At 71.3% G+C, this 14,507-nt stretch carries 12 protein-coding genes; 7 read left to right on the top strand and 5 right to left on the bottom strand.

Translation table 11 applies throughout. The annotated features are described in order from the left end of the window. Nucleotides 1–109: 109 nt before the first annotated feature. Nucleotides 110–1,090 carry an HAD family hydrolase gene (locus H9641_RS15955; protein WP_191805414.1) on the bottom strand — a complete coding sequence of 327 codons (981 nt, stop codon included), beginning with the start codon at nucleotides 1,088–1,090 and terminating at the stop codon, nucleotides 110–112. Nucleotides 1,091–1,170: 80 nt separating this feature from the next. Continuing rightward, nucleotides 1,171–3,483 (bottom strand): arylsulfatase, encoded by a 2,313-nt coding sequence (locus H9641_RS15950; protein WP_225220589.1) that lies wholly within the window; start codon nucleotides 3,481–3,483, stop codon nucleotides 1,171–1,173. 308 nt (nucleotides 3,484–3,791) lie between these two features. Between H9641_RS15950 and H9641_RS15945 the strand changes: the two genes are divergently transcribed. From H9641_RS15945 to H9641_RS15925, 5 genes are all read left to right on the top strand, one after another. Beyond that, nucleotides 3,792–4,148, top strand: coding sequence for an S-adenosylmethionine decarboxylase family protein (locus H9641_RS15945; RefSeq protein WP_191805413.1), 357 nt, complete (start codon nucleotides 3,792–3,794; stop codon nucleotides 4,146–4,148). Next, nucleotides 4,148–4,885 (top strand): DUF4178 domain-containing protein, encoded by a 738-nt coding sequence (locus H9641_RS15940; protein ID WP_191805412.1) that lies wholly within the window; start codon nucleotides 4,148–4,150, stop codon nucleotides 4,883–4,885. Before H9641_RS15945 ends, H9641_RS15940 begins: the two co-directional genes overlap by 1 nt. 94 nt (nucleotides 4,886–4,979) lie before the next feature. Further along, nucleotides 4,980–5,204, top strand: coding sequence for a DUF350 domain-containing protein (locus H9641_RS15935; RefSeq protein ID WP_191805411.1), 225 nt, complete (start codon nucleotides 4,980–4,982; stop codon nucleotides 5,202–5,204). 2 nt (nucleotides 5,205–5,206) lie between these two features. Then, a complete protein-coding gene (locus H9641_RS15930) occupies nucleotides 5,207–6,949 on the top strand; it encodes a polyamine aminopropyltransferase (RefSeq protein ID WP_318244637.1) in 1,743 nt (580 codons plus the stop codon). Nucleotides 6,950–7,131: 182 nt separating this feature from the next. Then, nucleotides 7,132–7,971, top strand: coding sequence for a DedA family protein (locus H9641_RS15925; protein WP_191805410.1), 840 nt, complete (start codon nucleotides 7,132–7,134; stop codon nucleotides 7,969–7,971). A gap of 27 nt (nucleotides 7,972–7,998) precedes the next feature. Here H9641_RS15925 and H9641_RS15920 read toward each other — a convergent pair whose 3' ends face one another. Further along, nucleotides 7,999–8,235 carry a hypothetical protein gene (locus tag H9641_RS15920; protein ID WP_191805409.1) on the bottom strand — a complete coding sequence of 79 codons (237 nt, stop codon included), beginning with the start codon at nucleotides 8,233–8,235 and terminating at the stop codon, nucleotides 7,999–8,001. Between the two features lie 69 nt (nucleotides 8,236–8,304). Between H9641_RS15920 and H9641_RS15915 the strand changes: the two genes are divergently transcribed. Both H9641_RS15915 and H9641_RS15910 read left to right on the top strand, forming a co-directional pair. Next, on the top strand, nucleotides 8,305–9,510 hold the full coding sequence (locus tag H9641_RS15915; RefSeq protein ID WP_191805408.1) for a MalY/PatB family protein: 1,206 nt from the start codon (nucleotides 8,305–8,307) through the stop codon (nucleotides 9,508–9,510). Nucleotides 9,511–9,693: 183 nt separating this feature from the next. Further along, complete coding sequence (locus H9641_RS15910; RefSeq protein ID WP_318244636.1) at nucleotides 9,694–11,721, top strand: penicillin-binding transpeptidase domain-containing protein; 2,028 nt, start codon at nucleotides 9,694–9,696, stop codon at nucleotides 11,719–11,721. A 641-nt stretch (nucleotides 11,722–12,362) separates the two neighbouring features. On the opposite strand, the gene H9641_RS15905 is transcribed toward H9641_RS15910, so the two are convergent. Continuing rightward, complete coding sequence (locus H9641_RS15905) at nucleotides 12,363–13,037, bottom strand: response regulator transcription factor (protein WP_191805407.1); 675 nt, start codon at nucleotides 13,035–13,037, stop codon at nucleotides 12,363–12,365. Further along, the gene (locus tag H9641_RS15900; RefSeq protein WP_191805406.1) at nucleotides 13,034–14,503 is read right to left on the bottom strand and encodes a sensor histidine kinase; all 1,470 of its coding nucleotides are present in this window, start codon (nucleotides 14,501–14,503) and stop codon (nucleotides 13,034–13,036) included. The genes H9641_RS15905 and H9641_RS15900 overlap by 4 nt, the downstream gene beginning before the upstream one ends. Between the last annotated feature and the right edge of the window lie 4 nt (nucleotides 14,504–14,507).

The raw sequence follows: 14,507 nt of genomic DNA, 5'->3' as shown, positions 1-14,507 counted from the left end.
ACGTCGGCGCGCAGCCACGAGGTGCGGTAGCCGCGCAGCGTGGGGAAGAGCTGGACGCCGGGCGTCGCCGAGCGTGTGGCCCGGGGCCGTGGCGCTGCGGGCGCCGACGTCACGGAGCCTCCACCCCGCCGTGCGGGACTGCCACCGGCGCACCGCCCGTCGCGCCGACCCGGGGGGCGACCGGCGGCACCGGGAACACCTGCGACCAGTCGTCGCGCACGCTCACGACGGTCCAGTCCTCGTCGGCGGCGAGGGCGAGCGCCTGCTCGGCCCCCTTGTCGTAGGGAAGGTCGCCGCGGTCCGGGTCGTCGTGGTGGATCAGGACGGCCAGGCCGAGCGGGTGGGCGGACGCGTACCCGAGCATGGGCACGTCCCCGTCGGAGTTGCCGACGGCGAGCACGGGCCGTCGGCCGATCCTGCTCCAGATCCGCACGGGCTTCTCCGGGCCGTCGTCCAGGAAGGAGTAGACCACGTCACCCTTCTCGGCGTCGTAGGTGAGCCCGAGGCTCGACCCCACGACCTGCTCGGGGGCCACGCCGTAGAAGTCCTCGGTGAACGGCCGCATGAAGTCGCGGTCCCCGCCCGAGGTGATGTACGTCGAGAAGCCGTTGTCGCGCAGGAGGTCGAGGAGCTCGCGCATGGGCTGGTAGGTGGCGTACCGGTAGGGCGTGCCGAGGGCAGGGTGCGTCGCCTCGTCGAGGAACTCCCGGACGGCGTCCGCATAAGTGCCGACCGAGCGGCCGGCCTGTGCGGCCACGACGGCCTCGATCAGCACGCCGAGGTCGGAGTCGTCTCCCGCGTAGTGCTTGTCGACCGCGCCGCCCAACCAGGCCAGGTCCCCGGTCGCCGCTGCACGGTAGGGCTGGCGCTCGGCCAGCGCGGGGTCGGAGGCCGCCGCGCGCGCCCACTGCTCGACGAGGAAGTGCAGCTGGACCGGCACGGGCTTCTCCGTCCACAGGGTGCCGTCGTTGTCGAAGACCGCGACGCGCTCGGCCGGGGGGAGCGCGTCGGGGCCGTTCGCGACCCGGTCGACGAGGTCGAGGATCGCGGCCCGAGCGGGGGTGTCACGCCAGGAAGGAAGGGCAGTCATCGGAAGTCCTCTCACGGGCCGGGTACGGGGACGCCCGGGGCGGTCGGCATCAGGCCGACCGCCCCGGGCGCACGGTGGGGTCAGTCGCGCGACATCGCGGCTGCCAGGTGCGCCTCGAGGTCGAGGTAGGCGTCGTCGGCGATGTCGAAGACGACCTGAGCGATCTCGCCGCCCGTGAAGTCGAAGCCGTAGCCGTACAACGACGAGACGGGGTCCGCGCTGTCGCGCCCGATCGTCAGGCCCTCGCCGCAGAGCGAGAAGTGCCCCAGGATCGTCCGGATGCGCTTCTCCCCGACCTGCTGGTCGTCGATGTAGAGCTTGACCGGGCCCACGCCCTCGCGGTTCTCGCCCATGCCCTCCTTGATGAACTCGACGCCGATGATGTGCTTGCCCGAGGTCGGCACAGGCGCCGAGACGCGGTCCTCGGGCGGGATGCCCAGGAAGTTGTACACGTAGTGCACCTGGCCGTCCTTGATGACGAGCGCGTGCCCGCCGAATCGCGACCCGTGGGCGAAGATCACTCCCTGCGAGTCGGGCGTGAGCTCGACCTCGGCCGCGATCTTGTACGAGACGCCGTGCGTGTTGGCCGCAGAGCGCTCGGGCACCTCGGACGTGCCCGGGTAGTAGACGAACCGACCGCTCGGCGGAGCGGGCTGGTGGAACTCCATGGCCACGAAGGTCTCGAAGTCCTTGGGGTTGCCGATGATCTGCAGGTCGTTGAGGGGCAGGACGTCGTTCTTCTTGGCCTCCTCGAGCCACAACGCCTTGAGCTCCTCGAGCTTCTCCGGGTGCTGCGCCGCCAGGTCCTGCGACTCCGAACGGTCGACCTCGGTGTGGTAGAGCTCCCACACGTCGTCGTCGAAGTGCCCCTTGCCGCTCACCGGACCGTGCACCGTGACGGCCTTCCAGCCCTCGTGCCAGATCCCTCGCTGGCCGAACATCTCGTAGTACTGCGTCTGCTTGTTCGTCGGTGCGTCGGGGGCGGCGCCGAAGGACGGCACCATGGAGACGCCGGAGAGCGGGGTCTGCTCGACACCGTTGTACGTGCTGGGGAACTCGACGCCGCAGGCCTCGAGGATCGTGGGCACGATGTCGGTCGAGTGGTGGTACTGGTGGCGGACCTCGCCCTTGGCCGCGATGCCCGCAGGCCAGTGGATGACCAGGGGGTCGGCGACCCCGCCCTGGTAGGTGTAGCGCTTGAACATCTTGTACGGCGTCGAGAACGCGGCCGCCCACCCGGTCGGGTAGTGGTTGTACGTGTCGGGGGTGCCGAGCTTGTCGACCATGGTGAGGTTCTGCGCCTCGTCGTCGGGGTAGCCGCCGAAGATCTTGCCCTCGTTGACCGAGCCGTTCGGGCTGCCCTCCCCGGAGGCGCCGTTGTCGGCGCAGTACACGATGATCGTGTTCTCGAGCTGACCGGACTCCTCGAGGTAGCCGACCACGCGACCGACCTGTGCGTCGGTGTACTCGCTGAACCCGGCGAACACCTCGGCCATCCGGGAGAACATGTGCTTCTCCTCGTCGTTCAGCGACGCCCAGGGCCGTACCTCGTCCGTGGGGGAGAACGTTCCGTCGGGCATGGGGTTGAGCTCGGTGAGCGCCGTGCCCTCGGGCAGGATGCCCCGCTCGATCATGCGCGGCAGGACCCACTCGCGGTAGGCCTCGTACCCGTCGTCGAACTTCCCCTTGCACTTGTCGATGTACTCCTGCGGCGCGTGGTGCGGGGCGTGGTTCGCACCAGGACAGAACCACATGTACCAGGGCTTGTCAGGCTCGGTCTGCTTGACGTCCCGGATCATCTTGAGGGCCTGGTCCGCCAGGTCCTTCGACAGGTGGTAGCCGTCCTCGGGCAGGTACGGCTGGTCGATGTAGTGGTTGTCCTCGGCGAGCGACGGGTACCAGTTGTTGGTCTCACCGCCGATGAAGCCGTAGAAGCGGTCGTACCCCTGGGCCAGGGGCCAGTTCTTCTTCGAGGCTCCCGCGGTCCACTCGTCGATCGGCACGTTGTGGTTCTTGCCGACCCAGAAGGTCGACCAGCCGGCGTCCCGCAGGACGTGCGCCATGGTCGCGTTCGACGGGGGGATGTGGGAGTTGTACCCCGGGAACCCCGTGGAGGACTCCGAGATCGTCGCGAAGCCGTTGAGGTGGTGGTTGCGGCCGGTCAGGAACGTCGAGCGCGTCGGTGAGCACAGCGCCGTCGTGTGCCACTGCGAGTACGTCAGGCCGTCGCGGGCGAGGCGGTCCATGGTCGGCATGCTGATCCGGCCGCCGTAGGGCGACCACGACGCCATGCCCGTGTCGTCGTAGAGCACGACGAGCACGTTGGGCGCCCCCGCCGGTGCCTTGGGCGGGAGGAACGCTTCCCAGTCCGGGGTCGAGTCCCGGACGTCCAGGTTGATCTCCCCGCTGAACGGCTTCTTCGTATGTCGCCTCCGTGTCGTCGCTGGTCCGGGGGACGGCAGGCGGCGCCAAGCACCGGACCGGGTGGTCGAGTCGTGCGGTACGTCGAGGTACTGCTGGAGCAGACGTGCAGAGGGCCCTCAGCATCTGCGCCGTGGCCCCGGTCACACACGCTAGGCCGGAACGATCGAGCGTGCTCGGCGAACGCTCGGGTGAACTCGCGTCCCAGGAGGCGTCCGCATTTTCCGGGAAGGTCGGGCGTCCGCTAGCGTGACCCGGCCAGCCAGCCCAGGGAGATCACGTGCCGACCGATCAGGTCAACCGCAACCTCGTCTACGTCTTCGACGTCTCCGGAGGCGACCCCGCGCTCCTGGACGACGAGACGACCGTCCGCACCTGCATCTCCCGGGTCGTCGACCATGCGGGGCTCACCCCGCTCGGTGAGACCTCGCACCGGTTCGCCCCCCAGGGGTTCAGCATGGCGACGCTCCTGGCCGAGTCCCACCTCGCGGTCCACACGTGGCCCGAGGAGGGGACCGCCTACCTGACCCTCACGACGTGCCGTGCTCCGTCGTCGGGCACCTTCGAGGAGGACACGCGCAGCCTGCTGCGCGAGACCTTCTCCGCCGCGGGCGTGACCGTCCGGACACTCCTCTGATGGCGCCCCGACCCAAGGCGCGCATGACGCTCGGCAAGCACCTGATCGGTGCACCGCCGTGGCGCTCGCTGCCACAGGGTGTCGTCGTCTACGGCGAGCAGGACCCCAGCGACGGCATCACGTACTACTGGGAGGAGTGGGAGGTCCTCGGGTACGAGAACCTCGACTTCTGGGTCGAGTACGACCACTACACCAAGGCCGTGACCCTCTACCGCCCGGCCGAGAGCACCGAGCGCCTCGACCCCGCCCGGATGCGCAAGGGGCAGGTCGTCGACGTCACGCTCAGCGGCCGGACCTACCGGACCACGGTCACGGAGGCGGGGGTCGGGACCATCCGGTCGCTCGACGGCTCGTTCACCTACGACCTGACGGTCGGGCAGCCCGTCGCCTACGCCGAGCTGCGCACGAACGACATGGTGCTCTCGCTCGAGAAGTTCGACGACCGCGTCATCGACCTCTACCACGGCACCGTCCTGGACGTCGCGGGGCAGAAGGCCCACTTCGGCAAGCGGATCGCGCCGCGGAACGTGTCGGTCAAGGCCGTCGGTGCGTTCCTCGCGATCGGGGTCCTCGCGACGATGCTGTTCAGCTCGTGCGGCCCGCGCGACGACACCTACTGCACGCCGCGGACCGTCGAGCAGGCCGCGCCGTCGGACCAGGTCGTCTCCCAGGACGACGACCAGACCTGCTACCGCCGCTCGGTCTACGGCGGCGGTGGCGGCGGCCTCGGCAAGTAGCCGGGCCAGCACGCCGTCCGGCGCCTGGCACGCCGGTCCCCAGACCTTCAGCACGACCCGTCCTCACCGACCCGCCGACCCACCTGGAGCAACCATGAGCATCCTCGACCAGCTGCGCCTCGACGCCTTCCTGTCCACGATCGTCTACTCGGTCCTGGGCATCGTCCTGCTCGTCGTGACGATCGTGATCGTCAACTACCTGTTCAAGCTCAACCTGCACCGCGAGCTCGTCGACGAGCACAACACGGCCTTCGGGATCATGATCGCCGGGCTGGCCATCGCCATCGGGATCATCATCGCGGGGACGATCCTCTCCTGACCGTGGCCGGCGAGACGCAGACGGAGACCGCGCCGCTCCCCGGGGGCGAGCCGCCCTCGGGCGAGCCGCCCACGGGCGCCGCCCCGCTCCCGGGCGAGCCGCTCCCGGGCGCCGCCCCGCTCCCGGGCGCCGCCCCGCTCCCGGGCGCCGCCCCGCTCCCGGGCGACGCGCCGCCGTCGGGCCGCAGCATGGACAAGCCGACCGTGTTCGCGGCGGCGCTGCTCGTCGCGGTCGGCGGGATCATCTACGAGCTGATCCTCGGCACGGCCGCGTCCTACCTGTTCGGCGACTCGGTCGTCGCGTTCTCGGTCGCGACGGGCCTGACGCTGTTCGGCATGGGGATCGGCTCGCTCCTCGCGACGCGCCTGGCCACGAACCCCGGCCTGAACTTCGTGCGCAACGAGGTCGCGCTCGCCCTGCTGGGCGGCAGCTCGGTCCTGATCCTCTACGCCGCGTTCAGCCTGACCCAGGTGTACTGGCTGGTCTTCGTGCTGCTCTCGCTCGCGATCGGTGTGGGGATCGGCGTCGAGATCCCGCTGCTCGTCGCGCTGCTCAAGGAGCACGGGCGCGACGAGTCGGTCGGGCTGCTGTCGAAGGTGCTCGCGGTCGACTACTTCGGCGCGCTCGCCGCGTCGCTGCTCTTCCCGTTCGTCATGCTCCCGTACCTGGGTCTCATGCGGACGGCGTACGCGGTCGCGCTGCTCAACGTGCTGGTCGCGGTGTTCATGCTGCGGCGCATGGGGCGGCGCACGCGCTGGACCTGGTTCAGCTGGGTCACGGTGGTGTTCCTCGTGGTGTGCTTCGCGGCGTCGAGCGTGATCGAGGGCGCGATCAACACGCGGCTCTACCAGGACCCGGTGGTCCACTACGAGTCGACGTCCTACCAGAAGCTCGTCCTGACGTCGTTCGGCGACGACGTCCGGCTCTACCTGAGCGACCAGCTCCAGTTCTCGTCGGTCGACGAGGCGAGGTACCACGAGACGCTCGCGCACGCGGCGCTCACGTCGGTCGCAGCGCCCGCGTCCGTGGCGATCCTCGGGGGAGGGGACGGGCTGCTCGCGCGCGAGGTCCTGCGCTACCCGAGCGTCCAGGAGGTCACGGTCGTGGACCTCGACCCCGCCGTGACCGAGCTCGCCCGGACCGACCGGCTGGTGAGCGAGCTCAACGAGCACTCGTTCGACGACCCGCGCGTCACGGTCGTCAACGGCGACGGGTTCCGGTTCATGGACACCACCGACCAGACGTTCGACGCGGTCCTGATCGACCTGGTCGACCCGTCGAACGAGCGCATCGCCAAGCTCTACTCGACCGAGTTCTACGCCATGGTCGCGAACCACCTGCGGCCCGGGGGTGTGTACGCGACCCAGGCGACGTCGTCGTACTTCACGCCGAACGCCTACTGGCAGGTCGCGGCGACCGTCCGCGCGGGCTCGCCGGGACGGACCGTGGTGCCGCTGTCGGTCAACGTGCCGTCGTTCGGGGAGTGGGGGTTCGTCCTGTCGCTCCCGGCCGCGCCGGGGCAGGGTGAGGCTGCCGGGTCTCTGGGGCCCGACGGCGGAGCGCGCCTCTTCGGCGCCACGCCCCTCCCGGAGGGGCTGCGCTTCCACACGCTCGACTCGCTGCGGGCCACCGCGACGCTCGCGGGCGACCACCCGGGACCCGAGGTCGAGATGAAGCCCTCGACGTTGCTCTCGCCCCTGATCTACCGGACGTACCAGCAGGACATGTCGCGCTGGCGGTACTGAACCGCCGCCGGCCGTCTGCCGCTGCCGCCCGCCCCTGCCACCCGCCGTTGAGTGCGGAGTTCTTGCGCGAAACGCCCGGCGTGTCGCACAAGAACTCCGCACTCAGCGGCAGTCCTGCACGTCCCCCACACGTGACACGCCCGAGTTCGAATTGTCCGGTCCTCGGCGTCTACAGTCTGCGCATGCCCTTCTCGATCCTGCCCGCCGACCTCGTGCACGCGGCCGCCGCGAGCGAACCCGACCTGGGGGGTGTCGCCGGGTGGGCCGTGTCGCTCATGGAGACGCTCGGTGTGTTCGGAGCAGGGCTCGCGATCGCGCTCGAGAACCTCTTCCCGCCCCTGCCGAGCGAGGTCATCCTGCCGCTCGCAGGGTTCACGGCGAGCCGTGGCAGCTTCAACGTCTTCGCGGCGATCGTCGCGACGACGATCGGCTCGCTCGTGGGGGCGATCGCCCTGTACTACGTGGGCGTCCTGGTGGGCCGTGAGCGCACGCGCAAGATCATCGGGTGGCTGCCCCTGGTCAAGCTCAAGGACGTCGACCGCACCGAGGCCTGGTTCCACAAGCACGGCAGCATGGCGGTGTTCTTCGGCCGCATGATCCCGATCTTCCGGAGCCTGATCTCGCTCCCGGCCGGGGTCGACCGCATGCCGCTCCCCAAGTTCGTCGTCCTGACGACCGCGGGCAGCCTCATCTGGAACAGCATCTTCGTGGGAGCGGGCTACGCGCTGGGCGAGAGCTGGCACCTCGTCGAGGAGTACGCGGGCGTCCTGCAGAAGATCGTCATCGCGGCCGTCGCGGTCGCGGTGCTCGCGTTCGTGGTGATGCGGGTCTCGAAGGCCGTCCTCGGGGGCGCGCCGCCCGCGCACGCGCGCGGCCTCGCCCCGGAGGTGCCCGACGACGGCGCGCCCGTCCCCGAGGAAGGCGCGGCCCAGCGCACCAAGACCCCCACGACGACGCTCGCGCTGCCCAAGGGCGTGTTCGAGCGGTCCCGGGTGGGTGCAGGGCGTCGCACGGACGGCTGAGCTGCCGGCTCGGGCGGGGCGTGCCGGTCAGTCGACTCGATCGGGCGCCGGACCGTATCCCGCCGCTTCCGTCGGTGCCGGTGCTGGCGCCGACGACGGGTACGCAGCACGCATCGCTGCGGCCTCCCGGACCTTGCGCTCGGCCAGCACGCTCCGCAGGAGCTGGATCGTGAGCACGAGCGCCCAGATCGCCAGGACGGCCACCACGGCGATCACCACGACGTAGAGAAGGATCAGCGCGGAGTAGAACCCGAGGAAGCCCATCCGGACAACGTAGTGGCCCTGGCACCTCGGTACCAGGTCGGCGCGCGGGCCCCGACGTAGGCTCGATCCGTGACCACCTCGCCCTTCGCCACCGACAACCCGCTCGACGCCCTCACCCAGGACGAGCTCCGCCGTCGGACCAGCCTCAAGTGGCGCGCCTACGCGCCTGACGTCCTGCCCCTGTGGGTCGCGGAGATGGACGTCGAGCTCGCCCCTCCCGTGATCGAGGCCGTGACGGCCGCGATGCGTACGGGGGACACGGGGTACGACTACGGCAACACCTACGCCGAGGCCCTCGCCGACCTCGCCAAGCGCCGCTGGGACTGGTCGTTCGACCCCGAGGGCACGCGCATGGTGCCCGACGTCATGCTCGGCCTCATGGAGGTCCTCAAGGTGCTCACCGGGCCGGGCGACGCGGTCGTGGTCAGCCCGCCCGTCTACCCGCCCTTCTTCGGGTTCACGCAGAACGAGGGACGCCGCATCGTCACCGCGCCGCTCACCGCGGACTTCCGGCTCGACCTCGACGCGCTCGACGCGGCGTTCGCCGACGCGACCGGCGCGACCCTCAACGGGACCGGCCCCGGCAGCGGTCGCCGCGCGGTCTACCTGCTGTGCAACCCCCACAACCCCACGGGCACGGTCCACACGCGCGCCGAGCTCGAGGGCCTCGCTGCGCTGGCCCGCCGCCACGGGGTGCGGATCGTGTCCGACGAGATCCACGCGCCGATCACCGCGCCCGGGGTGGCCTACACACCCATCGTGACCGTGGCCGGCGCCGAGGACTCGATCGCGGTCCTGTCGGCCTCCAAGGCCTGGAACCTCGCGGGCCTCAAGGCCGCGGTCGCGGTCGGCGGCCCCGAGGCAGCGGACGACCTGCGGCGGATCCCCGAGGAGGTCGTGCACGGCGTCGGGCACGTGTCCGTGATCGCGCACGTCGCGGCGCTCACCCAGGGCACCGTCTGGCTCGACGCCGTCCTGCGAGGCATCCGGCGCAACAAGCTGCTCCTCGCCGACCTCCTCGAGGAGCACCTGCCCCAGGTCCGCTACGAGCCCACCCAGGGCACCTACCTCGCGTGGCTCGACGCGTCGTCCGTCGCCGACGACCCCTACCGGTTCTTCCTCGACCGGGCCAAGGTCGCGCTCAACGACGGGCGACACTTCGGACCCGGCGGCGCCGGGCACGTGCGCCTCAACCTCGCGACCAACCAGGAGGTGCTCACCGAGGCCGTGCGCCGCATGGGGCAGGCCGCGAAGGACGCCTCGACCGGACGGTGAGCGGGGCGCGCGCCGCAGCGGCGCGGCGTCCGCGGGGATCGTGTGGAGGCTCGGGGGTGCGGTGGTGCAGGGCCGGGCCCGACGACGCCCGTCCGCGCCCGGTGGGCTAGCCTCGCTCCGGGCGACGACGCCCGGATCGCCGTTTCTGTCGGTCTCCGACCGGCACACCGTGAGGGGGAGCACGTGAGTCTCGAGCAGCAGCGCCGGAGCACGAGGTCGACCGGAGCGCGGGTACCCGTGCGGTTCGGTGCCCTCCTCCTCGTCCCCACCCTTGCGCTGGTCCTGACGGCGTGCACCGAGGACCCGCCCAGCGCCAAGGACGCGGCCGCGGCGCTCGCGACCGCGATCGCCGAGGGCGACTTCGAGGGCGTCACGTTCACCCAGGCCAACATCGACGTCGCAGCCCACCGGGACGCGGTCCTCGAGCCCCTCGCGGAGGTCGAGCACACGGTCACCCTGGCCGACGTCGAGGTCGTCGCCGAGGGCGACGACAAGGGCAAGGCGGCCACCGCGACCCTCGCGTACAGCTGGGAGGTCACCGACGCCGCCCCCTGGACGTACGAGACGACCGTCGACCTGGCGCTCCAGGAGCCCGCCAAGGGCGAGGACGGGCCCGCGAGGTGGGCCGTGGCCTGGGAGCCCGACGTCCTGGTCCCCGGTCTCGCCGACGGCGACCGGCTGGCCGTGACGCGCGTGCGCGCCGAGCGGGGGCAGATCCTCGGCGGCGACGGCGCGCCCGTCGTCGAGCCGCGGCCCGTGCACCGGATCGGGGTCGACAAGATGAACCTCGACCCGGCCCGCCAGGACGCGGTCGCGCGCGAGGTCGCCGCGGCGGTCGGGATCGACGTCGAGGCGTACGCGCAGAAGGTCGCGGGCGCAGGCGACAAGGCGTTCGTCGAGGCCATCGTGGTCCGCCAGGACGACACCGCGGGCATCGACGTCGCGTCCGTCCAGGCCGTCGACGGCGCCTCGGTGATCCCGGGGACGCTCGACCTCGCGCCGACCCGCACGTTCGCGCGCGCCATCCTGGGCCGTGTCGGGGACGCGACCGCCGAGGCCGTCGAGGAGTCGGAGGGCAAGGTCGTGGCGGGGGACACGGTCGGGCTGTCGGGTCTCCAGCGGCAGTACGACGTCCAGCTGCGGGGGAACCCGGGGATCACCGTGAGCATCGTCGGCGACGGGAGCGCGGGTGAGGACACGGGCGAGGACACCGACCTGGACGGCGAGCCGGACCCCGTGGAGAACGTGACCGACGTCTTCACGGTCGATCCCGTCGCGGGAGTGCCGCTCGCCACGACGCTCCGCACCGACATGCAGGTCGCAGCCGAGTCCGTCCTGGCCGGGGTGCCCTCGGCGAGCGCGATCGTCGCGATCGAGCCCTCGACGGGCAACGTCCTGGCCGCCGCGAGCGGCCCAGGAGGGGACGGGACCTCGACCGCGACGACCGGGAAGTACGCGCCCGGCTCGACGTTCAAGGTCGCCTCGGCGCTCGCGATGCTCCGCACGGGCCTCACCCCGGAGTCGGTCGTGTCGTGCACGCCGACCCTCTCCGTGGACGGGCGCGAGTTCCAGAACGTCCCGGGCTACCCGACGTCGGCGCTCGGCGAGGTGCCCTTCCGCACCGCGTTCGCCAACTCGTGCAACACCGCGATGATCTCCCAGCGCGACGCCGTCACGCAGCAGGCCCTGCACGACGCGGCCGCGGACCTCGGCCTGGGCGTCGAGTCCGAGCTGGGCGCCCCCGCGTTCTTCGGCTCGGTGCCCGCGTCGGCCGAGGGGACCGAGCACGCCGCCTCGATCATCGGCCAGGGCAAGGTCGAGGCGTCGCCGCTCGGCATGGCGACGCTCGCCGCGAGCGTCGCGCACGGCGCGCGGGTCTCGCCCGTCCTGGTCCGTCCCGAGGTGACCGCTGCTGCGGACGAGACCCCGACGCCGTCGTCCCTCACCGCGGACGAGGCCGCGACCCTGCTCAGCCTCATGCGCTCGGTCGTGACCGACGGGAGCGCGGTCGCGCTCAAGACCTTGCCCGGGGACGTCGCGGCCAAGACGGGTACGGCCCAGTACGGCGACGGCAGCCAGGCGCACGCATGGATGATCGCGATCCAGGGCGACCTCGCGGTCGCGGTGTTCGTCGAGACCGGGGACAGCGGTTCGGGCACGGCCGGGCCGCTCATGCAGGCGTTCCTGGATGCACCGAACACGGGCGAGTAGCAGGGGTCGGCCGCGGTGCTCACGGCCCGCGCGGCGCACCTTGCCCAGGCTGGAGAAGCCGGATGAGCGCCCGAGATTGTGCTCTGGTCTGCTGTCATCCGGCTAGGTTTGCGGGTGGCGAGAGGGGCATCAGACGGCTATCAGCGACGAGGAACGTGCGCTGCGGGAGAACGACGTGCGCCAGACCCGGGCGAGCACCGAGTTCGAGGGTGGGCGCACGAGCGACGAGGCCGCGCGGTTCAGGATGGGTGCGCCCGCCAGGAGATCGACGACGGAGACTTCGGACGCCGCAACGCGCTCCCAGCGCCAGGCCGGTGTCGCCGCGGCGCACGACCTCGAGGGACTGCAGGTCGTCCACCGACACCTGTTCAAGGACGTCGCCGAGTGGGCCGGCCACCTGCGCACGACTGAGATCGGCAACGGCGCAAGGGTACGGACGGCGTCTGCCGAGGTAGTGGTCGATCGTGCGGCGGAAGATCCAGGGCATCAGGGAGCGCGATCCAAGCCACCGGCACCATGATCGGCCAGCTCCAGATCGCTCCCGAGGACGGTGCCGCGGGGTTGCTCGTGCTCACGAGCACGACACCCACGGGCCCACGAATTGCTGATCGCCGTTCCCAGCGATGCGAGGCCCGGGCGGCCTAGCCGAGCCGTGCTTGGACCAGCCCCGTCTCGTAGGCGAGCACCACGGCCTGCAGGCGGTCGCGCACCTGCAGCTTGGTGAGGATGCGGCTCACGTGGGTCTTGACCGTGGTCTCGGACAGGAAGAGACGCGATGCGATCTCCGCGTTGGACCGGCCGTCCGCGATGGCGCGCAGCACTTCGAGCTCTCGGGGTGTGAGTTCGGTCAGCAGAGGGTGTGGGGCGTTCGAGCCGGGTGCCTCGCCCGTCTCCGGGAACCTGTCCGCGAACAGATCGAGCATGCGGCGGGTCACCCGCGCAGACACGACGGCGTCCCCTGACGCCACCGTGCGCACGGCACTGACCAGGTCGGACGGAGCTGCGTCCTTGAGCAGGAACCCGCTGGCGCCCGCGCGCAGCGCAGCGAATGCGTACTCGTCGAGGTCGAACGTCGTCAGGACCAGGACCCGCACCTCCGGGTATGCCTGGACCACGGCCCGCGTCGCCTCGATACCGTTGACTCCTGGCATCCGGATGTCCATGACCACGACGTCCGGGCGCAGCGCCACGACCTGGTCAAGCGCGGTGCGCCCGTCACCGGCCTCGCCGACCACCTCGATGTCGCTCGCGCTCTCGAGGATGAGCCGAAAGCCCATCCGGACCAGGGCCTGGTCGTCGACCAGCAGGACCTTCATCTCTCTCCTTCGTCCCAAGGCAGGAGCGCACGGACGCGCCACCCCCGACCGTACCGCCCGGCCTCGACCACGCCGCCGAACACTGCGGCCCGTTCACGCATGCCCACGAGCCCTCGTTGCGAACCGGGACTCGCCTCGACCGGGAGTGTGGTCCCGCCGTCCATGACGACGACCTCGACACCGCCCGCGTCGCGGTGGATCTCGACCTCGACCCCTGGCGTACCGGGCGCATGACGCAAGGCGTTCGTGAGGGCCTCCTGCACGATGCGGTAGACGGCGAGCTGCAGGCTCGGGTCGAGATCCGTCAGTCCGTCCGTCGCCAGCCCTTGCGTCCGGACCGGGATCCCCGCCGTGCGGAACCGCTCGACCAGCGCAGCCAGCTCGATGCCGCCCGGCTGAGGGTCGAAGAGCGCGTCGTGACCCGTGGGGACCGGACCTGGTCTGGCCGGTCGTGTGTCCCCGACTGCGCCGTCTCCGGCGACCTTGCCCGCCCCAAGGCCCTCACGCTCGTCCGCGCCCACCCCCTCGTGAAGGACACCCAGGACCCGCCGCATGTCTCCCAGGGCCGATCGGCCGGTTGCCACGAGCTCGCCGAGGGCGGTCCGCGCACGGTCCGGAGCCCAGTCGATCGCGGCCGACGCACCTCCGCCGAGCGCGACCATGACCGAGATGCTGTGCGCCACGACGTCGTGCATCTCGCGCGCGATCCGCGCCCGCTCACCCGCCTGGGCCAGCCGGGTCCGCTGCTCCTGGTCGCGCGCCAACGCGTTCGCGGCCTCCACGAAGGCCGCTACGTGCAGCCGCCGGTTGCGCACGCTCGTCCCAGCCGCGACCGCCAGCAGCCCGAGCACCAGCACGGGGACCGCGGTCTGGTACCAGACCGCGCTCTGGAGGAAGCCCGTGGCCCGCGCGGACAGCGTGTCTGCCTCGACAGAGCCCGCAGCGCCCAGACCCAGGGTGATGGCACCGACCCTCGCGGGCAGCGGGAACGCGAGCGCACCCACCAGCAGGGCGGCCACGGCGCCGGCGAACGCCGTCCACGTCACGAGCGGGCGCCTTTCGGTCGCTACGGCGTACAACGCGAGCGTCACCCCGACGTCGAACCCCCAGGCCAGACCCGTGGTCGCGAGGGCCGCGACGCCCAGGACGGTCATGACCGCGGCCACGAGCAGTGGACTACGGCGGCGCCACCACAACGCCACCGTTCCCACGAGCGTGAGCCCGAAGGACGCCCACTGCATCGCGGCCACCTTCTCACCGCCCAGGTATGCGTGCAGGACGTACATCGAGTCCGCACCGACACCCATGAGCAGCGCCCACGCGGCGAAGCCCAGCAGAACCAGCACGTCCATGACGGCCGGTCGGCGGACGAAGAAGCGCCGGACCGGGCCGAGGCGGCGCGCCGACAGCTCGGTGAAGACCGGCGCTTGGCCGTCCTCGGGCTCGTTCGTTCTCTCCTCGACCATGGTG

Origin of the sequence: Oerskovia merdavium (assembly GCF_014836755.1) — a bacterium.
Lineage (GTDB): Bacteria > Actinomycetota > Actinomycetes > Actinomycetales > Cellulomonadaceae > Oerskovia > Oerskovia merdavium.
Note: the sequence above shows the minus strand (reverse complement) of the source record. Positions and strands in the feature narration are given on the sequence as shown.

Coding starts and splice junctions, on each gene's coding strand:
- H9641_RS15920 (WP_191805409.1), bottom strand. CDS start 8,235: ATGGGCTTCCTCGGGTTCTACTCCGCGCTGATCCTTCTCTACGTCGTG.
- H9641_RS15935 (WP_191805411.1), top strand. CDS start 4,980: ATGAGCATCCTCGACCAGCTGCGCCTCGACGCCTTCCTGTCCACGATC.
- H9641_RS15900 (WP_191805406.1), bottom strand. CDS start 14,503: ATGGTCGAGGAGAGAACGAACGAGCCCGAGGACGGCCAAGCGCCGGTC.
- H9641_RS15925 (WP_191805410.1), top strand. CDS start 7,132: ATGCCCTTCTCGATCCTGCCCGCCGACCTCGTGCACGCGGCCGCCGCG.
- H9641_RS15905 (WP_191805407.1), bottom strand. CDS start 13,037: ATGAAGGTCCTGCTGGTCGACGACCAGGCCCTGGTCCGGATGGGCTTT.
- H9641_RS15940 (WP_191805412.1), top strand. CDS start 4,148: ATGGCGCCCCGACCCAAGGCGCGCATGACGCTCGGCAAGCACCTGATC.
- H9641_RS15955 (WP_191805414.1), bottom strand. CDS start 1,090: ATGACTGCCCTTCCTTCCTGGCGTGACACCCCCGCTCGGGCCGCGATC.